We start from the raw sequence: 19,401 nt of genomic DNA, 5'->3' as shown, positions 1-19,401 counted from the left end.
TATTAAAAATTAATCAATTTAGGCTAAAATACGACCATTTTAACAAAAGGAAGAGCTATGAAAAAAGGCGTAAAAAAAGTGGTTTTAGCATACTCTGGCGGACTTGACACAAGTATCATTTTAAAATGGCTTCAAGATGAATATAACTGCGAAGTAGTCACATTTACAGCTGACATTGGCCAAGGCGAAGAGCTAGAGCCTGCACGCAAAAAAGCCTTAGCACTTGGTGTAAAGCCTGAAAATATTTTTATAGAAGATTTAAGAGAAGAATTTGTACGTGATTATGTGTTTCCAATGTTTAGAGCAAATGCAGTCTACGAGGGCGAGTATCTGCTTGGCACTTCAATAGCGCGCCCACTAATAGCAAAACGCCAAAGTGAGATCGCAAGACTTGTTGGCGCTGATGGCGTGAGCCACGGAGCAACAGGCAAAGGCAACGACCAAGTTCGCTTTGAGCTTGGATACTACGCGCTTGGCGACAACCTAACTATTATAGCTCCATGGCGCGAGTGGGATCTAAATAGTCGTGAAAAACTTTTGGCATACGCTGAGAAAAACGGCATAGATATCACCAAAAAACCAGGCAAAAGCCCATACTCAATGGACGCAAATTTACTTCACATAAGCTATGAAGGTCTAGTGCTTGAAGACCCAAGTCACGCACCAGAAGATGATATGTGGAGATGGACAGTAAACCCAAAAGATGCTCCAGATAAAAGCGAGATCATTGAGATCGGCTATGAAAAAGGCGATCCAGTAAGCATAAACGGCAAAAAAATGAGCCCAGCTGAAATTTTAACCGAGCTAAACCGCCTTGGCGCAAAACACGGTATAGGCAGACTTGACATCGTAGAAAACCGCTCTGTTGGTATGAAGAGTCGCGGATGCTACGAAACTCCTGGCGGCACGATAATGCTAAAAGCTCATAGAGCGATCGAGAGCATCACGCTTGACCGCGGCGCAGCTCACTTAAAAGATGAGATCATGCCAAAATACGCCGAGCTAATTTACAACGGCTACTGGTGGTCACCTGAGCGAAATATGCTCCAAGCACTCATCGACAAGAGCCAAGAGCACGTAAATGGCTCTGTAAAAGTTGAGCTTTATAAAGGCAACGTGACTATCCTTGGCAGAAGTAGTAAAGATGATAATCTATTTAGTGAGGCATACTGCACATTTGAAGAAGACAGCGTTTATGATCAAAAAGATGCAGAGGGATTTATCAAGCTAAATGCACTTCGCTTCATCATCGCACGCAAAAATGGGCGAAAATTTGACTAAGAAATAAAAATTTAAAAGGACAAAAATGAAAGTATTATTAATAAAAGACGTAAAAGGACTTGGAAAAGCTGGCGAGATAAAAGAGGTAAAAGACGGCTATGGCAACAACTTCTTAATCGGCAAAGGCTTTGCAAAAGCAGCTACTCCAGACGTTCTTCGCCAATATGAAGCAGCCCAAAAAAGAAAGGCCGAAGAGCTAAAATATGAGATCACAAATTTAGAAAAGCTTAAAGAAGAGCTTGAAAAAGTGACAGTTGTCATCAAAAAAACTCTTGGTGCAAATGGCTCGCTTTTTGGCTCAGTTTCAAAAGAAGAGATCGCAGCAGAGCTTGAAAAAACGCATCATTTAGTTGTCGAGAAAAAAGCGATCGACATGGACACTCACTTAAAAGCAGTCGGCCTTTATGACGTTCATGTAAAGCTAGGACACTCGATAAATGCGAGCTTGAAGGTTGATGTGCAAGGAGAGTAGATGTTTCATGCGACAACCATCTTAGCCTACAAAGGCAAAAATAAAGCGGTCATCGGTGGCGACGGACAGGTGAGCTTTGGCAACACCGTCTTAAAAGGCAATGCCGTAAAAATCCGCAAAATTCACAACGGCAAAGTCCTAGCTGGCTTTGCTGGTAGCACTGCTGACGCGTTTAATCTTTTTGATATGTTTGAGAAAAATTTAGAGCATACAAAGGGCGATTTGCTAAAGGCGGTTATAGAATTTAGCAAAGAGTGGCGCAAAGACAAGTATCTAAGAAAGCTTGAGGCGATGATGCTTGTGCTTGATAGGGATAAAATTTTCTTACTTAGTGGCACTGGAGATGTTGTAGAGCCAGAAGATGGCAAGATAGCAGCTATCGGAAGCGGCGGTAACTACGCTCTCTCAGCGGCCCGTGCTTTAGATAAATTTGCTGATATCGACGAAGAAGAGCTAGTCAAAGAGAGCCTTAAGATCGCTGGCGAAATTTGCATCTATACAAATACAAACATCAAAACTTATGTTTTAGAATAAGAGAGAAAATGAACTTAACACCAAGAGAAATTGTTAAATTTTTAGATGACTATGTGATCGGTCAAAAGGACGCCAAAAAGATCATAGCGATCGCGCTTCGCAACAGATATCGCCGTATGAAGCTTGAAAAGAGCTTGCAAGATGACATCATGCCAAAAAATATCTTGATGATCGGCTCAACTGGCGTTGGTAAAACTGAGATCGCAAGGCGTCTTTCAAAGATGATGGGACTACCTTTTATCAAGGTCGAGGCTAGCAAATATACCGAGGTTGGCTTTGTTGGTCGTGACGTTGAGAGCATGGTAAGAGACCTTGCTATGGCATCATATAATCTCGTAAAAAACGAGCAAAGCGAGAAAAATCAAGATAAAATCAACGCCTACATCGAAGAAAAGATCGTCTCAAAACTGCTTCCACCACTGCCAAAAGGTGCGAGTGAGGAGAAGCAAGCAGAGTATGCTAAGAGCTATGACAAGATGCTAAATAGGCTAAGAAACGGCGAGCTTGACGAGCTAAGTATCGAGATAGAGGTGCAGCAAAACCCGCTTGAAGCTGGCTCAAACGTGCCACCTGATATGGCGCAGATGCAAGAGAGTTTTATAAAGATAATTGGTATCGGCGGCAAAAATATCAAAAAAGAGATGAAGGTAAAAGACGCCAAAAAAGCCCTTCAAAGCGAGGCAAATGATAAAATTTTAGACCTTGAGAGCGTAAAAACTGAGGCTTTAAGAAGAGCTGAAAACGAGGGCATCATCTTTATAGACGAGATCGATAAGGTTGCCGTTGGCTCAGGTAGTTCAAACAGGCAAGACCCTAGCAAAGAAGGCGTGCAAAGAGACTTGTTGCCGATAGTTGAGGGCTCAAATGTAAATACTAAATTTGGAAATTTAAAGACAGATCACATTTTATTTATCGCAGCTGGCGCCTTTCACATAAGCAAGCCAAGCGATCTCATCCCAGAGCTTCAAGGCCGTTTTCCATTAAGGGTCGAGCTTGATAGCCTTGATGAGGACGCGCTTTATCAAATTTTAACTCAGCCAAAAAATTCGCTTTTAAAACAATACATCGCCCTACTCTCAACCGAAAATATTGAGCTAGAATTTGACGATGAAGCGATAAAAGAGATAGCTAGGATCGCTCACGCAGCAAATGAAAAGATGGAAGACATCGGTGCTAGACGCCTTCATACGGTAATCGAGCGCGTGATAGAAGATATCAGCTTTGAGGCTAGCGAAAAGAGCGGCGAGAAGATAAATGTGACAAAAGAGCTTGTAAAAGAGCGCCTAAAAGACGTGGTCGAGGATCAAGACCTAGCGAGGTATATACTTTGAAATCAGGCTTTGTTAGCATCATAGGACGCACAAATGCTGGCAAAAGCTCGTTTTTAAATGCCTTATTGAACGAAAAGATCGCCATCGTCTCGCATAAACAAAATGCAACTCGCAGAAAGATAAATGGCATCGTGATGAATGGTGAAGATCAGATCATCTTCACCGATACGCCTGGACTTCACGAGAGCAACAAGGCGATAAATCAACTACTAATCAGCCAAGCGATAAAATCGATGGGAGACTGTGATCTCATCGTATTCTTAGCGCCTATTCATGATGATACAAGCGACTATGAGAAATTTCTAGCTCTAAATCCAGAAAAACCACACATATTAGTGCTAACAAAAGTTGATGAAAGCTCAAATGCTAAAGTCTTAGAAAAGATCACCCAGTATCAAAAATTTCAAGATAAATTTGCATCTTTGCTTACTTTTAGCACCAAGCAGCCTACCTATAAAAAGCCGCTTCTTGATGAAATTTGTAAGCTTTTGCCAGAGCATGAGTACTTTTACGATCCAGAATTTCTTACTTCAACAAATGAAAAGGAAATTTTTAGAGAATTTATACTTGAAGCGATCTATGAAAATTTAAGCGATGAGATCCCATATCTTAGCGATGCGATCATAAAAAGCGTAAAAGAAAAACCTGGCATTACTGAAATTTTTGCAAGCATCATCACTGAGCGCGAAATTCACAAAAGTATGATCATCGGTAAGAATGGTGAAACGATAAAACGAATAGGAATTTTTGCAAGAAAGTTAATACAAAATTTAACCGGATCAAAGGTCTTTCTAAAGCTCGATGTAGTCGTTAAGAAGGGCTGGAGTAAAGAAGAAAAGAGCCTTAATAAAATAATTGGTTATTGATTTTTTATTGTAAAAATATTAAAATACAGCCCAATTAGAGCATTATGAGGTAAATTTTTATGTTAAAGCTTAGAAAAATTAACGATAATCCAATCGTTACGCTAGATCCTTATGAATATGAAGGTTTTAGATTTTCTAATAGCAATGTCGATACGCTAAGTCTTTCAAAGAATATTCTAAAGTGAGACTTTTTTATATCTTATATCGAGTACAAAGATATAATAACAGCTACCATAAACATCTCAAGAACCATAAGCTTAACCGAGGCCTTTAGGCAAACTGGGCTTTATGAGGGTATGCTTATACAAATGATAGGTGCTGGCGAACAAAGTGGTAGCTTAGATGACATGACACAAAAAGTTACTGATTATTATAGAGTGAAATTTAATGATATTATTGATAATATTTCAAACTATATTGAGCCGATACTACTAATATTTATCGCAGCTATGGTGCTTTTGCTCGCCCTTGGTATATTTATGCCAATGTGGGATATGGCAAAAGCTGTTAAAAATTAAATCAACATTTAAAGGAGTAAAATGCCTATAGAAAGAGAATATGGCGTTGATGAGAACGCATTTTTAGTTTCAAAAACAGATACAAAAGGAAGGATCACTTATTGCAACGAGCCTTTTTTAAATATCGTAGGAGTAAAACAAGGCGATCTCTTGGGAAAACCGCACAATATAATAAGACACACTGATATGCCAAGAGTTATTTTCAAGCTACTTTGGGAACGCATACAAAATAAAGAGGAAATTTTTGCCTTTATTAAAAATAAAACTCTCAATGGTGGATTTTACTGGGTATTTGGCAATATCACAGCCTCGCTTGATCAGCAAGATAATATCGTTGGCTACTATTCTGTTAGACGTAAGCCAAATGCAAAAGCGATAGAGATCATAAAACCACTTTATGCAAAATTACTTGAGCTAGAACGAGATGGCGGTATTGAAGCATCTAAAAAATATTTATTAAAATTTTTGGAAGAAAAATCAACAAGCTATGATGAATTTATAAACAACTTGCAAAGGTTCTAGATATGTTTAAGAAAAAATCAAATGCAATAAATGAGATTTTAAGTGTTGTCAAATCGGCAAGCAATGGCATACTAGAGCCTCGCATTGTAAATGTTGGAGAAAAGGACGAGATGTATGAAGTCGCCCTTGGCATAAATGATTTGCTAGATCAAGTTGAGGCGCTTCAACGTGAAATTTCAACCTCAGTCCAAGCTGCACAAAACTCAAAAACATATAGAAATATATTTGTAGAAGGGTTTAGGGGTTTATTTAAACGAAATGCCATATCTATGAGCAATGGAGTCATTGGTATAAAAGACGGCCAAAAAAGCAAGGTTAGAGGTCTTCTATCAAGCGAGCTTGACAAACTTGGAAACGGCATAAATGGTATAAATTATGTAAGAGATGATCTAAATGAAAGTATCAAAAATTTAAGCCAAACAGCAACAGATGCTAGACAAACTGCACAAATAGCAAGAGAAAATATGTCAAACATCGTCGAGCTTAGTCAAAACATGGGAGAGCTTGATGGTCTAGTACAAAGCTGCTCAAATGCTACTGGCATGCTAAGCACTAGGGCTTCTGAAATAAGCTCTGTTTTAAATTTAATAAAAGATATTGCCGATCAGACAAATCTGCTTGCTCTTAATGCCGCCATTGAAGCTGCTCGTGCAGGAGAGCACGGACGTGGTTTTGCGGTAGTTGCTGATGAGGTAAGAAAGCTAGCTGAAAACACACAAAAAGCCGCAAGCGACATAGAAGTCAATATAAAAACACTTCAGCAAGAGGTAAATGATATCGATGAAAATTCTAAAAAAATCGATGAAATTTCTAAACTAACAACACAAAATGTAGAAAATTTCAAAAAGGTATTGAGCGAGTTTAATGCGAACGCACAAAATACTGCTCAAACATCAAAATATGTCGAAAATAAAACCTTTGCTATAATCGCAAAAATTTCACAAATCGCTTACAAAACCAAAGTGTACTCCGATCTTATAAACGAGCAAGGATACAGCGAGGAAATACGTGATTTAGCGCAAAGTCTGCTAGATTGGTATGAGAACGAAAGTATAAGCGAACACAAGCAAAATAAAAATTTTGATAAGTCAAAAGAGCTTACAGCGTCGCTAAATAATGAAATCAAACTCTTGCTCGAGAAGTCAGCCTCCGGCTATAACGAACAAAATTTAAATTATTTTGTTGATAAGTCTAAAAAAATAGAAGATCTAAGCGAGCAAATTTTTACTTCATATAACGAAATTTTTGAAGATAAAAACTAAAGTGTTAAATTATCTTTGATGTTTTTTGGGGTGGTCAAAAAATAACGCTTTTGCACCACCCTCTTTTAACTCACTAAATTTACATCCAAACTCAACGCAAAATATTCCAGAAGTTGGGATATTGTCTATTGATGAATCACTTAAATACTCGCAAATTTCAGTTATGCTTGGATTGTGTGTGATGATAAAAATTTCATCCAAACCCTCATCTATATTTTTGACAAATTTTAAAAGATCTTCAAAGCTTATATCATAAAGCTCATCTATAAGATCGATTTCCTCTTTAAATTTTAAAGTTTTAGCGATAATCTTTGCCGTTTGCTCGCACCTTTTAGCGCTGCTTGAAAAGATAGCCTCTGGCATCACATCATACATTTTTAGTCTATTTGCCATAAATTTAGCGTCTTCTTTGCCTTTTTGACTAAGCTCCCTTAAGGCATCTTTGGCTCCATCCTTATTCTCATCAACCGCTTTTGAATGTCTTATGAAATAAATTTTACTCACTATCTCTCCTTTGAGAAATTCTTTATCAAGCAAAGCTCTTCTTTGCTAAATCCAGCTTTTAAGCGATCTTGCTCATTGATCTCTCTAACATTTTTAAATGAATTTGGATACAAACTTAAGATAATGTCAAAGTAGCTATTTTCGTAAATGCCCTCTTTTTTACAGGCAAATTTAAACCACTTATCGCCCTTATAAACGTGAGAAACTTCCTCTTTTAATATGACTTTTAGGCACTCTATTAGCTCTTCTTGCCCGCCCTCGCCTTCAAGCCTTTTTATGATATGAGCATTTGCATCAAGCCCATTTGCCTCCATATATCTTGGCAGTAGCGCCATACGGCTAGTTAGACTATCTGAAGTCTTTTGAAGTGCGATAAAAAGCCCATCATGCACACTTAGCTCGCCGTATCTACCGCCCTGCTTTAAGAGCAAATTTTCTATCATGCAAAAGTGTCTGATCTCATCTTCAGCTACTTCTAGCCAGTCTTCATAAAATTCTCTTGGCAAATTTCTAAATCTATAACAAGCATCAAGCGCAATGTCAATAGCACTAAATTCAATATGAGCTACCGAGTGGATAAAATTTAAATTTTTATCCTTTGGCTTTACTTTTTTGTTTAGCTCTTTCATGCTAACTACTTCACAAAATTTTGCATAGCTAGGCGTTATTAGCTCATTTGATTTAGAGCTTTCACAAAAATTTATATTAAAATCTCGTTTAAATTTCTCATAAAATAGCTCAAATTTTAAAAATTTAAGCCCAATCTCGCCTTCATTTAAAATTTCCCAAATTTCATCAAAAAAATTCATATTTTCTCTTTATATAAATCTGTATTTACGAGTGTAAATTTATATAAATAATGCTTAAAATTTGAGCCTAGTATTTGTTTTAAAAGGTTTTTAGTAAAAATTTCTGATTTATTTTGCTTTGCCATATCCAGCAAATCTATTTGCTGCCAAGCAACTTGAGTTTGAACACCTTACAAGGTAGCTATTTATTTCTTGATTTCCTTTTAGATGCACATTTTTTTGTTTTAGATTCATATAGCTATGAATTATCTTTCCGCCAGAATTATGTATAAATTTTACCGTCTCATCGCCAAGAACAGCTGTAACTATGCCAACATGAGTGATATTTTTCTTATCTTTATTTTTCTGAACACCCTTGCCAAGAGTATTTGAGAAAAATACAAGATCGCCTATTTTTGGATTTTTATGAGTAATTAAATTTTTACTTTCATAAAAATTATAGATCGCTTTTGACTTTCTACCGCCATTATCGTAGTAGTGATTTATTGTCTTTTCATCAAAATACATATTTTGATACTTTGCATTTACGATAGAAACAAAGCCAGAACAATCACCACCCGCTCTTGTATTTAGATATTTTTTAAAAAAAGAACCAAATTTTTTATCTTCTCTATCATCATCTTCATCTATGATTTCGCCAATCATTTGCTCACTAAAATCAACACTTGAAGTTACGGTTTGATTTGTTTCATTTTGCGGAGTTGTCGGTTGGTTAGAGGTAAAAGAACAACCTGTAAAAAATATAATGCTAAGTATAAAAAAGATTTTTTTATTTATTGAATTTGACATATTTATATCCAAAATTTTAGTATTTGCAATTTTAACTTTTAAACGTAAATGAACCGGAAATAGTGCTTTGCTTTCTTTATTCTAAGTTAAAAAGCAATATAATATCGGCAAAAAACATATTTTCTTAAGGCAAAAAACAATGATGCACTATTTAAAGATAAAAGGAAATGCCAAATTAAGTGGCGAAGTAAAAATAAGCGGTGCTAAAAATGCTGCTCTACCTATTATCGCCCTAACCTTACTCGCAAAAAAAAGTGTAAATTTAACAAATATCCCAAATGTTGCTGATATAAAAACGCTTTGCCAACTGCTAACTAATCTAGGAGCAAAGTGCGAATTTAAAGATAAAAATTCACTAAGCATAGACACAAGCAGTGTAAGCTCGACGACTGCAAACTATGACATCGTTAGAAAGATGAGAGCATCAATCTTAACGCTTGGACCGCTTCTTGCACGTTTTGGCCACTGCGAAGTGAGCCTTCCTGGAGGCTGTGCGATCGGACAAAGACCAATAGACCTGCACCTAAGTGCACTTGAGAAAATGGGCGCAAATATCGAAATAAAGCAAGGCTACGTCGTCGCAACAGCACCAAATGGCCTAAAAGGCGCAAAGATTGTTTTTGATAAGATCACCGTAACTGGCAGCGAAAATATCATCATGGCTGCAGCTCTAGCGCACGGTACGACAGAGCTTTTTAACGTAGCGCTTGAGCCTGAAGTGGTGCAAATTTGTGAAATTTTGGCTAAGAGTGGCGTTAAAATAGAAGGCATCGGCACAAGTGAACTAAAGATAACTGGAAGCGGCCAAAAATTGCTTGAAATTTGCGATATCGAGGTCATCCCTGATAGGATTGAGGCTGGCACATACCTTTGTGCTGGAGCTATAACAAATAGCAAAATTTCAGTCACAAAGGCAAATGCATCCCATATGACGGCTATTTTAAATAAATTTGAAGAGATGGGCTTTGGTATCGAAGTAGACGGCGATAAGATCACGATATTGCCAGCAAAAGAGATAAAACCAGTAGAGATAAGAACCACTGAGTATCCGGGCTTTCCAACAGATATGCAAGCTCAATTTATGGCGCTTTGTCTTGCAGCAAATGGCGTTAGCACGATAGATGAGAGGCTTTTTGAAAACCGCTTTATGCACGTTAGTGAGCTTGCTAGAATGGGAGCGGATATTAAATTAAATGGGCATATTGCAAGCGTTTATGCACCAGCTAAGCTAAATGCAGCCGATGTAATGGCGACAGATCTTAGAGCCAGCTCAGCGCTGATACTAGCCGCTCTTATAGCAAATGGCGAAAGCTTGGTACATAGAATTTATCACCTTGATAGAGGATATGAAAATTTAGAAGAGAAATTTCAAGGCCTTGGTGCAAATATTACTAGGCTTGAGGAGTAAAAATGCTGCTAAATGACGCATTAAATGCGCTTAAATCCAAATTTAAACTAAAAACAGATAGTGAAATTTTACCTATCAGCATGGCTCTTGGTAAAACATTGGCAAATGATGTAGCGGCGGTAAAAGACTTGCCATGTTTTGATAACTCTGCGCTTGATGGCTTTGCTGTGAAATTTGAAGATAAAGATAAGCCATATAAAATAGTTGCAAGTGCCTTTGCAGGCGATAAAGAGCAGCTAAGCATCGGCAAAAATGAGTGCGTTAAGATAATGACTGGTGCGAAGATGCCAAAGGGTGCTGATACTATCATAAAGATTGAAGACTGCGTAGTTGATGGAAATTTTATAAAAGCACCAAATAATCTTAAAAAAGGTGATGGATATCGCTTTAAAGGCGAAGAGGTAAAAATTGGTAAAATTTTGCTAAAAAGTGGCGAGGTCTTAAACACTAGAGGCATAATGATGCTAGCAGCACAGGGCATAAGTTTTATAAATGTAAAAAAACAGCCTAGCGTTGGAATTTATTCAAGTGGAAACGAGATCATCGAGCCTTGGCAAAGATCAAGCGAGGATGAAATTTACAATGCAAATGCCTTTGGTATCGCTGCACTTTTAAGCTCCATAGGGCAAGATAGCTCATATCTTGGCATCATAAAAGATGAGCTAAGTGCTGTAAAACAAGCATTTTTAAATGCTACAAATTACGACATTATTATCTGCTCTGGCGGAGCAAGCGCTGGTGAGGCTGACTTTATGAAAATAGCTCTAAGCGAGCTTGGATACAATGAAATTTTTTCGCATATTGATATAAGACCTGGTAAACCTTGCAAGGCTTATGAAAAAGATGGCAAACTTATTTTTGTGCTCCCTGGAAATCCAATGGCAGCTTATGTTTGCATGATGATGCTTGTTTTGCCTCTTTTAAAAGAGGATTGCTTTGTGATGCAAAATGCTACAAATGCGCAAAATTTAAAAGTAAAATCAGGTAGGATCAATGCCATTTTTGGAAATATTGAAAATGATAAATTTATAGCAACAAATGGTGGAAAATACGGCTCTGGCATGATAGATCATATTTTAAAAAGCACTTTTATGTTTTTAACTAGCCCAGATCAAAGCGAAATTTTGCAAAATAGTGAAATTTCTCTTATAAAACTTCCATAAAATCTTGACAAATGAAAAACAATCTGATAGAATGCGGACTTTATTTTGACTGCGGGAATAGCTCAGGGGTAGAGCACAACCTTGCCAAGGTTGGGGTCGCGAGTTCGAATCTCGTTTCCCGCTCCATTTTTTTTATACTCATTTTTTTACTTTCCACAAAACTTTTTGCAAATGAAGTCAGCATCTATCCAATGTATTGCGTTCTAAATGATCAAATTTCGCTTAGTACTTTTGGCTTTGATGGCGAAGACAATGAAATTTTAAACCTAGAGGGCAAAAGAGCAGCCAAGATAGATAGCAAAAAACTCTATGAAATTCTAACAGCAAATTTTAAAACATATAATGACAAAAGCGGTGGAAGCATAGCTTTTGTGAAAAACTGCTCTATTATGGATGAGATTCAAATGCAATTTTTAAGATCAATTAGCGATGAATATCCCGGTATCAGCATAAGTGATCTTAGCATCAGTCCACAAAATAAGCTTCCAGCAAATTTTAAAGAGCTCGTCCTAAAAAATATCTTTTTAGGTGATCAAAATAGTCAAAAAGGTACATTTAGAGCATCATTTGAGGATGTTGATCTGAGTCTAAAAAGTATCTATTTTAAATTTAGCTTTAATGCTAAGATGCCAGCCTTCATAGCAATAAATTCAATGAATACAAACCATATTTTAAGCCTGCTTGACTATCAGCCAACGATGATTGAGTTTGGCAAATGGCCAAAAGATGCACTTTCTAGCTCAAATAGCTTAGCTCTTATAACAAAAGTGCAGATAAAAAGCGGTGAGATTTTAACCAAGCGTCAGTTTAACGCCATAAGCTTAGTAAAAAAAGGTCAAATGCTAAATGCGGTTTTAAGCGAGGATGGCGTTAAGATAATAGCTGAAGTAAAGGCACTTGAGGATGGAAATTTAGGTGATATGATAAAGATAAGAACAAAAGATAATAAAATTTTACAGGCCACAGTTTCAGGCAAAGATGAGGCAGTGATAAGATGAAAAAGATAGTATTTGCAGCCACTGGAGCAAGCGGGGCTGGACTCTTTTTAAAGCTTGTCAAGGTTGCCAAAGATAGTTGCGAGGCGCACGTCATAGTTAGTAAAAACGCCATGAAAGTTTTAGAGGCTGAAGAAAATTTGAAGCTAAATTTAAATGATCTTGGCGTGAAAATTTATGATGATCAAGACCTTAGCGCAGGCCCAGCGTCAGGCTCGTTTGGCACGAATGCTATGATCATAGCGCCCTGCTCTACCAACACACTAGCAAAAGTCGCAAACGGCATAAGCGATACGCTCATCACAAGAGCCGCAAGTGTCGCGCTAAAGGAGAGACAAAGGCTGGTTTTAGGTGTTAGAGAGATGCCATTTTCTGCGATCGCGCTCTCTCAGATGCAGCTTCTCTCATCTCTTGGAGCCATAATCGCTCCGCCAGTTTTAGGATACTACGCAGGCATAAAGAGCCTTCTTGATATGGAAAATTTCATCATCGGCAAGTGGCTTGATACTTTAAAAATTGAAAATAATCTTTACAAAAGGTGGCAAATTTGAAAAAATCTTGCATCTATCCAGGGACTTTTGATCCGATCACAAACGGCCATTTAGACGTCATCATAAGAGCTACAAAAATTTTTGACAAGGTAATCGTTGCAGTCGCAAAAAGTGACAGCAAACAGCCGATGTTTACACACGAAAAGCGTATCGAAATGGCAAAAGAGGCAGTTTGCGAGCTAAAAAACGTAAGCGTTCTTGGCTTTGATAACTTGCTTGTTGATTTTGCTAAATCACACGGTATAAACACCGTCATCAGGGGGCTTCGAGCGGTCAGTGACTTCGAGTATGAGCTACAAATCGGCTACGCAAACGCTGCACTTTGGGACGAATTTGAGACGGTTTATCTTATGCCAAGCTTAAATAACGCCTTTATCTCAAGCTCGATCGTCCGCTCAGTCTTGCGCCACGACGGCAACGTGAGCAACCTAGTGCCAGCAAAAATTCTTAAAAATTTAAAGGCGTAAAATGTATGTTTTATTTGAAGGCATTGACGGCGTTGGCAAGAGCACGCAGATAGAAATTTTAGCTTCTAAATTTAGTGATGCCATCGTCACAAAAGAGCCAGGTGGCACGCAGCTTGGTGAAAATTTACGAGAAATTTTACTAAGCTCGAGCATAAAAATCGGCAAAAGGACTGAAATTTTACTCTTTTTGGCTGACAGGGCTGAGCATTTTGAAAAGCTAATAAAGCCAAATTTAGGTAGGCTCATTTTAAGCGACAGAGGCTTTATCTCGGGCATCGCCTACGCTTTAGCAAATGATGAAAACTTAGATGAAAGCGTACTTTTAGAGCTTAATAAATTTGCACTAAATGATAAATTTGCAGACAAGATAGTCTTTTTTGAAGCAAGCCATGAGCTTATAAGCACGCGCTTAAAAGCAAGAGGCACAAGCGATAAGATCGAGGCTCGTGGGCTAGAGTATCTTTTAAAAGTGCAAAGTTTGATGAAGCAAATTCTTATCAAAAATGGCTTTAAAACGCTTTTTATAGACGCGTCTAAAAGCATAGAGCTAATTTCAAAAGAGATAGAAAATTTTATAAATTTTAAGTAAAATCACAAAAAAATAAAAAGGATAATGCGATGATAACGGCACTTCGTGGCATGAAAGATATGCTTCCAGCTCGTGCAAAACTTTACGCACAGATAATCAAAACCTGCGAGGAAGTCGCAAAAAACTACGGATATGAGCAAATTTTGACCCCGCACCTCGAGGAGACAGCACTTTTTAAAAGAAGTGTCGGCGAGAGCAGTGACATCGTGGGCAAGGAGATGTATCAGTTTGAAGACAAAGGCGGCAATGACGTTTGCTTGCGTCCTGAGGGCACGGCTGGCGTGGTTAGAGCCTTTATCGAGGCAAAACTTGATAGGGCAAACGTGACAAAACGCTGCTTTTATCATGGCTCGATGTTTCGCTACGAGCGCCCACAAAAAGGCCGCTTGAGAGAGTTTCACCAGTTTGGCTGTGAGTGCTTTGGCGAGGGCAGCGTCTATGAGGATGCGAGCATTATCTTGATGGTGAGCGAAATTTTTAACAGACTAAATATAAAAACAACCCTAAAAATAAACTCCCTTGGCGACGAGAGCTCGATGAAGTCTTACAAAGCAAAGCTTGTTAAATTTCTAGATGAAAATGACGACAGAATTTGCGAAGACTGCAAAAGACGCAAGCTTTTAAACCCTATCCGCGTGCTTGACTGCAAGATTGAGAACTGCCAAGAAATTTATAAAAATGCCCCAGTTATCACTGATAGCTTAAGCGATGAGGCGCAGGCTGACTTTGCAAAACTGCAAGAAATTTTAACGGCAAATGGCGTTAAATTTGAGATAGATACAAAGCTCGTTCGTGGGCTAGACTACTACTGCAAGACGGCGTTTGAGTTTATCAGCAACGAGATCGGCTCACAAAGTGCGGTTGCTGGTGGGGGCAGATACGACAGGCTTGTTGAATATCTTGGCGGTAGAGCAAGTTATGGCGTTGGCTTTGCGATGGGTGTTGAGAGGATAATGGAAATTTTAGGTGAAGCTGAGGATGAGCGAGCTGGGATTTATCTTTGCGCGCTTGATACACCAAATTTAGACTTTGTCTATGCGCTTGGTACAAAACTTCGCAAAAAATATCAGGTTGAAATTTCTTATGAAGCTAAAAAGCTTCAAAAACATCTGCAAAATGCCGACAATAAAAATGCAAAAATTTTCCTTTGCGTGGGCGAAAACGAGATGAAAGAGAATAAAATTTGGTATAAAAATTTAGAAACAAAAGATGAAAAAACGATACATTTAGATGATCTTGAAAAGGAGCTGGGATGAATGATTTTGGACTTAGCATTTGGGGCAATTCAAATTTTGTTATAGAAGATGGCAAAGTCTGTATAAATGCAGCCAGCAAACCAGCGATCATCGACATCGTAAAAGAGATAAGAGACGATGGATATAGAGGGCCGCTACTGCTTCGCTTTCCGCACCTTATCCAAAAGCAGATCGAGCAGATCCACGCAAGCTTTGCAAAGGCAAAGAAAGAGTTTGCCTACAAAGGTAGCTTTAATGCCGTTTTCCCGCTTAAGGTCAATCAATATCCTGGCTTTGTAAAAAACCTAGTGCGTCTTGGCAAGCCCTATAACTACGGCCTTGAAGCTGGCAGTAAGGCTGAGCTACTTTTAACAATGGCTTACAATAACGAAAAAGCTCCCATAACCGTAAATGGTTTTAAAGATAAAGAGATGATAAATATAGGCTTCATTGCCGCTGAAATGGGACACAACATTACGCTAACGATCGAGGGCTTAAACGAGCTTGAAGCGATAATCGCCATCGCAAAAGAGCGCTTCAAACCAAAACCAAAGATCGGACTTAGAGTAAGACTACACTCTACAGGATCGGGTCTTTGGGCAAAGAGTGGCGGCATACACTCTAAATTTGGCCTAACATCAACAGAGCTAATAGAAGCTGTAAAGATGCTAAAAAAAGCAAATTTACTTGAAAATTTCACAATGATACACTTTCACATCGGCTCTCAAATAAGTGAGATCCATCCGCTCAAAAAAGCACTCATCGAGGCTGGCAATATCTACGCTGAGCTTAGAAAAATGGGTGCCTCAAATTTAAAAGCTATAAATTTAGGTGGCGGACTTGCGATCGAGTACTCGCAGTTTAAAGAAGAAAGCAGCAGAAACTATACGCTAAACGAATATGCAAACGACGTTGTTTATATGCTTAAAACCATAAGCGAGCAAAAAAAGGAGATCGAACCAGATATTTTCATAGAGTCAGGTCGCTATATCGCCGCTTCTCACGCGCTTTTGGTCGCTCCTGTGCTTGAGCTATTTTCTCAAGAATACACCGAAGAGAAGCTAAATTTAAAGAAAAACAATCCAAATTTAATAACCGAGCTAGTCGATCTTTATAAATCAATCAAGCCTTCAAACGCCCTAGAATACCTACACGACGCTATCCATCACACAGAAAGCGTTTTAACACTCTTTGACCTTGGATATGTTGATCTTCAAGATAGATCAAACGCCGAGGTGCTTTTAAGGCTAATTAGCAAAAAAGCTGTCGTGATGCTTGGCAATAAGAGCAACTCAAGCGATCTAACTAAAATTCAAAAAGAGGTTCAAGAGAGATACCTGCTAAATTTCTCGATCTTTCAAAGCTTGCCTGACTTTTGGGGGCTAAAGCAAAATTTCCCTATCATGCCACTTGACAGGCTCGATGAGCGCCCTACTTTGCCAGCTTCGATCTGGGATATCACTTGCGATAGCGACGGCGAGATCAGCTATGATGACGAGAAAAACCCGCTACTTTTGCACGACGTGGATGTGGAGAAGGAGGATTATTTCTTGGGATTTTTCCTAGTTGGCGCATATCAAGAGGTGATCGGCATGAAGCACAACCTCTTTACTCATCCAACAGAAGCTACGATAGAGATAACAAGCGATGGCTACAAGATCACAAATTTACTAGAGAGCCAGTCGATCCTTGATATCATGGAGGACATGGACTACGATATCTACGAGATCCAAGACATTCTAAATGAGCGCTTAGAGAAATCAACTCTGATAAACGAAACACAAAAGAAGCAAATTTTGGGCGAACTTTATCTATTTTTAAATGACAATAGCTACTTAAAGACAATCAACTAAAAAGGACGAAAATGCAACTAGCAAACAGAATGCAAACATTAAGCGAGTCAATCACAATCGCGATCAGCACAAAGGCCAAAGAGATGAAGGCTGCTGGCATCGATGTGATCTCACTTTCAGCTGGCGAGCCTGACTTTATGACTCCAAAAAAGATAAGAGAAACTGTAAAAAACGCACTTGATAACGATAGTAAAAGCGGCAAATACACGCCAGTACCAGGTTTGCCTGAGGTCATAGAGGCCATTAGAGCAAAGCTAAAAAGAGATAACGGACTTGACTACAAAGCAAATCAAATCGTCACAAACATCGGCGCAAAACACTCACTTTTTAATGTATTTCAAGCGCTTATCAACCCAGGTGATGAAGTCATCATCCCATCTCCATACTGGGTGAGCTACCCAGAGATCGTTAAATTTTGTGGCGGCGTGCCTGTCTTTATCGAGGCGCACGAGAGCACAAATTTCAAAGTCACAGCCGAACAACTAAAAAAAGCGATCACACCAAAAACAAAAGTATTTTCACTAAATCACCCGACAAACCCAACTGGAGCTGTCTATACAAAAGGGGAGATTGCTGCATTTGGCGAGGTTTTAAAGGGCACTGACATCATTATCACAAGCGATGAAATTTATGAAAAAGTGATCTACGGCAAAGAATTTCACGCCGTAGCCTCAGTGAGCGAGTATCTTTTCAAAAGAACGGTCACGATAAATGGCCTAAGCAAGTGCGGCGCGATGCCTGGCTGGAGATTTGGCTACATAGCAAGCTCGATGGACTGGCTAATAGCTGGTATCAAAAAGCTTCAAAGCCAAAGCACAAGCAACATCAGCTCGATCGTGCAAATAGGCGCTATCCCGTCGCTTCTTGGCGAAACTGACGAAGATATCGAAAACATGAGAAAAGAGTATGAAAAAAGACGCGACGTGGCAGTTGAGATGATAAATGCTATCCCTGGGCTAAGCGTAGTTAAGCCTGATGGCGCGTTTTATCTATTTGTAAAATGTAAAGAGGTAGATGGCGACTCACTTAGGTTTTGCAAAAAGATGCTTGAAGAGGTAAATGTAGCGACCGTGCCAGGTGTGGGCTTTGGTATGGATGGATATTTTAGAATTTCTTTTGCGACAGACATCGAGAGCATAAAAAAAGCGATCGAGAGGATCGCAAATTTTGTAAAAAGCTACAAAATTTAATGATCAAATTTAGAGTAAATGGCAAAAACTTCGAGCTTGAAAACGATATAAATGTTTATGATTTTTTAGCTCAAAATGGCTATGAGCTTAAATTTATAGCCCTTGAGCGAGACGGAGAAATTTTGCCAAAAAAGCTTTGGCGTGAGCGCTTCATGAGCGAGGGCAAAGCTTATGAGATCGTCACTTTAGTTGGCGGTGGATGAGGAGAAAATGATAGAGATAGTTTTAAACGGCGCGAAATTTAAGGTGCCAGTAAAAAGCCTTAGCGAGCTAAAAGAGCTTGCGCTTGGCGATAAAGAGAGTGAAATTTATAAATTTTTAGAGAAATTTAACGCGACAAAGCCTGACATTTTTATCGTTGATGGCTTTGCTATAAAAGAAGATAGCGAGCTAAAAGATAGCTCAAATGTCGTATTTATAAGGCGTGGCGTGATGCCTGAGCGTGAAGTTTTACGCGCAATGATCGCTTCACGAAACAGCCCTGAGCTAAATTTAGCCCTAAGTAAAGCGGTGATCGGCGTGGCTGGACTTGGCGGTCTTGGCTCAAATATCGCACTAAGCCTTGCAAGAGTTGGCGTAAAAAAGCTAGTGCTTGCCGACTTTGACGTCGTTGAGCCAAGCAATCTAAACCGTCAGCAGTATTTTGTCCACCACATCGGTATGAAAAAGACCCAAGCGCTTAAAGAGCTGATAAATGACGTAAATCCCTTTGTCGAGGTCGAAACTCACGATATATTTTTGGACGAAAAAAACGTGGCTAGCATCTTTAGCGAGTGTGAAATTTTATGCGAGGCCTTTGACAACGTCGCTGGCAAGGCGATGATACTAAACGAAGCTGGTGCTAGCCTAAAAGATAAAAAGATCATCGGTGCCTCTGGTATGGCTGGACACTTTAGCTCAAATCTCATAAAAACCATAAAATTTGCCAAAAATGTCTATCTTTGTGGCGACCTCACAAACGAGGCGAAGATCGGTCAAGGGCTCATGGCACCGCGCGTTGCGATCTGCGCAAACCACGAGGCAAATTTAGCCATTAGGCTACTTATGGGCTTGGAGGCGTAA

At 38.9% G+C, this 19,401-nt stretch carries 21 protein-coding genes, 1 tRNA gene and 1 pseudogene; 20 read left to right on the top strand and 3 right to left on the bottom strand.

The window, feature by feature from the left end; all coding sequences use genetic code 11:
* The first annotated feature begins 57 nt into the window (after positions 1 to 57).
* From G5B98_RS04505 to G5B98_RS04470, 8 genes and pseudogenes are all read left to right on the top strand, one after another.
* Positions 58 to 1,281, top strand: coding sequence for an argininosuccinate synthase (locus tag G5B98_RS04505; protein WP_196087315.1), 1,224 nt, complete (start codon positions 58 to 60; stop codon positions 1,279 to 1,281).
* A gap of 25 nt (positions 1,282 to 1,306) precedes the next feature.
* Positions 1,307 to 1,753, top strand: a complete 447-nt coding sequence (gene rplI / locus G5B98_RS04500) for a 50S ribosomal protein L9 (protein ID WP_151227742.1) — start codon at positions 1,307 to 1,309, stop codon at positions 1,751 to 1,753.
* Positions 1,754 to 2,287: an ATP-dependent protease subunit HslV gene (hslV, locus tag G5B98_RS04495; protein ID WP_002940451.1), complete on the top strand. Its 534-nt coding sequence runs from the start codon at positions 1,754 to 1,756 to the stop codon at positions 2,285 to 2,287.
* A gap of 8 nt (positions 2,288 to 2,295) precedes the next feature.
* Complete coding sequence (gene hslU / locus G5B98_RS04490) at positions 2,296 to 3,618, top strand: HslU--HslV peptidase ATPase subunit (RefSeq protein ID WP_196087314.1); 1,323 nt, start codon at positions 2,296 to 2,298, stop codon at positions 3,616 to 3,618.
* Positions 3,615 to 4,484, top strand: coding sequence for a GTPase Era (gene era, locus G5B98_RS04485; RefSeq protein ID WP_196087313.1), 870 nt, complete (start codon positions 3,615 to 3,617; stop codon positions 4,482 to 4,484). The genes hslU and era overlap by 4 nt, the downstream gene beginning before the upstream one ends.
* A 245-nt stretch (positions 4,485 to 4,729) precedes the next feature.
* Positions 4,730 to 5,002, top strand: a pseudogene (locus G5B98_RS04480) (type II secretion system F family protein); the annotation flags it as partial.
* A gap of 21 nt (positions 5,003 to 5,023) precedes the next feature.
* A complete protein-coding gene (locus G5B98_RS04475; protein WP_072594212.1) occupies positions 5,024 to 5,524 on the top strand; it encodes a PAS domain-containing protein in 501 nt (166 codons plus the stop codon).
* A 2-nt stretch (positions 5,525 to 5,526) separates the two neighbouring features.
* Complete coding sequence (locus tag G5B98_RS04470; protein ID WP_196087312.1) at positions 5,527 to 6,786, top strand: methyl-accepting chemotaxis protein; 1,260 nt, start codon at positions 5,527 to 5,529, stop codon at positions 6,784 to 6,786.
* Positions 6,787 to 6,795: 9 nt separating this feature from the next.
* Here G5B98_RS04470 and G5B98_RS04465 read toward each other — a convergent pair whose 3' ends face one another.
* From G5B98_RS04465 to G5B98_RS04455, 3 genes are all read right to left on the bottom strand, one after another.
* Complete coding sequence (locus tag G5B98_RS04465; protein ID WP_196087311.1) at positions 6,796 to 7,290, bottom strand: SixA phosphatase family protein; 495 nt, start codon at positions 7,288 to 7,290, stop codon at positions 6,796 to 6,798.
* Positions 7,290 to 8,099 (bottom strand): ferritin-like domain-containing protein, encoded by an 810-nt coding sequence (locus G5B98_RS04460; RefSeq protein ID WP_196087310.1) that lies wholly within the window; start codon positions 8,097 to 8,099, stop codon positions 7,290 to 7,292. The genes G5B98_RS04465 and G5B98_RS04460 overlap by 1 nt, the downstream gene beginning before the upstream one ends.
* A gap of 108 nt (positions 8,100 to 8,207) precedes the next feature.
* The gene (locus G5B98_RS04455) at positions 8,208 to 8,888 is read right to left on the bottom strand and encodes an NlpC/P60 family protein (protein WP_103560368.1); all 681 of its coding nucleotides are present in this window, start codon (positions 8,886 to 8,888) and stop codon (positions 8,208 to 8,210) included.
* Between the two features lie 139 nt (positions 8,889 to 9,027).
* Here G5B98_RS04455 and murA point away from each other — a divergent pair, with 139 nt between their 5' ends.
* The 12 genes from murA to thiF all read left to right on the top strand — a co-directional run bounded on the left by murA (position 9,028) and on the right by thiF (position 19,401).
* The gene (gene murA / locus G5B98_RS04450) at positions 9,028 to 10,296 is read left to right on the top strand and encodes a UDP-N-acetylglucosamine 1-carboxyvinyltransferase (protein ID WP_196087309.1); all 1,269 of its coding nucleotides are present in this window, start codon (positions 9,028 to 9,030) and stop codon (positions 10,294 to 10,296) included.
* 2 nt (positions 10,297 to 10,298) lie between these two features.
* Positions 10,299 to 11,459 (top strand): molybdopterin molybdotransferase MoeA, encoded by a 1,161-nt coding sequence (locus tag G5B98_RS04445; protein ID WP_196087308.1) that lies wholly within the window; start codon positions 10,299 to 10,301, stop codon positions 11,457 to 11,459.
* Positions 11,460 to 11,510: 51 nt separating this feature from the next.
* A tRNA-Gly gene (locus tag G5B98_RS04440) sits at positions 11,511 to 11,585 on the top strand.
* Positions 11,586 to 11,650: 65 nt separating this feature from the next.
* Positions 11,651 to 12,457, top strand: coding sequence for a flagellar basal body P-ring formation chaperone FlgA (gene flgA / locus G5B98_RS04435; protein ID WP_196087307.1), 807 nt, complete (start codon positions 11,651 to 11,653; stop codon positions 12,455 to 12,457).
* The gene (locus tag G5B98_RS04430; RefSeq protein ID WP_196087306.1) at positions 12,454 to 13,005 is read left to right on the top strand and encodes a UbiX family flavin prenyltransferase; all 552 of its coding nucleotides are present in this window, start codon (positions 12,454 to 12,456) and stop codon (positions 13,003 to 13,005) included. Before flgA ends, G5B98_RS04430 begins: the two co-directional genes overlap by 4 nt.
* Positions 13,002 to 13,472 carry a pantetheine-phosphate adenylyltransferase gene (coaD, locus tag G5B98_RS04425; RefSeq protein ID WP_196087305.1) on the top strand — a complete coding sequence of 157 codons (471 nt, stop codon included), beginning with the start codon at positions 13,002 to 13,004 and terminating at the stop codon, positions 13,470 to 13,472. Before G5B98_RS04430 ends, coaD begins: the two co-directional genes overlap by 4 nt.
* 1 nt (position 13,473) lies before the next feature.
* Positions 13,474 to 14,061 (top strand): dTMP kinase, encoded by a 588-nt coding sequence (tmk, locus tag G5B98_RS04420; protein WP_196087304.1) that lies wholly within the window; start codon positions 13,474 to 13,476, stop codon positions 14,059 to 14,061.
* A 29-nt stretch (positions 14,062 to 14,090) separates the two neighbouring features.
* Positions 14,091 to 15,317 carry a histidine--tRNA ligase gene (hisS, locus tag G5B98_RS04415; RefSeq protein WP_196087303.1) on the top strand — a complete coding sequence of 409 codons (1,227 nt, stop codon included), beginning with the start codon at positions 14,091 to 14,093 and terminating at the stop codon, positions 15,315 to 15,317.
* Complete coding sequence (speA, locus tag G5B98_RS04410) at positions 15,314 to 17,149, top strand: biosynthetic arginine decarboxylase (protein WP_196087302.1); 1,836 nt, start codon at positions 15,314 to 15,316, stop codon at positions 17,147 to 17,149. The genes hisS and speA overlap by 4 nt, the downstream gene beginning before the upstream one ends.
* Positions 17,150 to 17,160: 11 nt before the next feature.
* Positions 17,161 to 18,339 carry a pyridoxal phosphate-dependent aminotransferase gene (locus tag G5B98_RS04405; RefSeq protein WP_196087301.1) on the top strand — a complete coding sequence of 393 codons (1,179 nt, stop codon included), beginning with the start codon at positions 17,161 to 17,163 and terminating at the stop codon, positions 18,337 to 18,339.
* A complete protein-coding gene (thiS, locus tag G5B98_RS04400; RefSeq protein ID WP_054196599.1) occupies positions 18,339 to 18,542 on the top strand; it encodes a sulfur carrier protein ThiS in 204 nt (67 codons plus the stop codon). The genes G5B98_RS04405 and thiS overlap by 1 nt, the downstream gene beginning before the upstream one ends.
* Positions 18,543 to 18,549: 7 nt before the next feature.
* A complete protein-coding gene (thiF, locus tag G5B98_RS04395) occupies positions 18,550 to 19,401 on the top strand; it encodes a sulfur carrier protein ThiS adenylyltransferase ThiF (RefSeq protein WP_196087300.1) in 852 nt (283 codons plus the stop codon).

The organism is Campylobacter concisus (assembly GCF_015679985.1).
GTDB classification, from domain to species: domain Bacteria; phylum Campylobacterota; class Campylobacteria; order Campylobacterales; family Campylobacteraceae; genus Campylobacter_A; species Campylobacter_A concisus_AC.
Note: the sequence above shows the minus strand (reverse complement) of the source record. Positions and strands in the feature narration are given on the sequence as shown.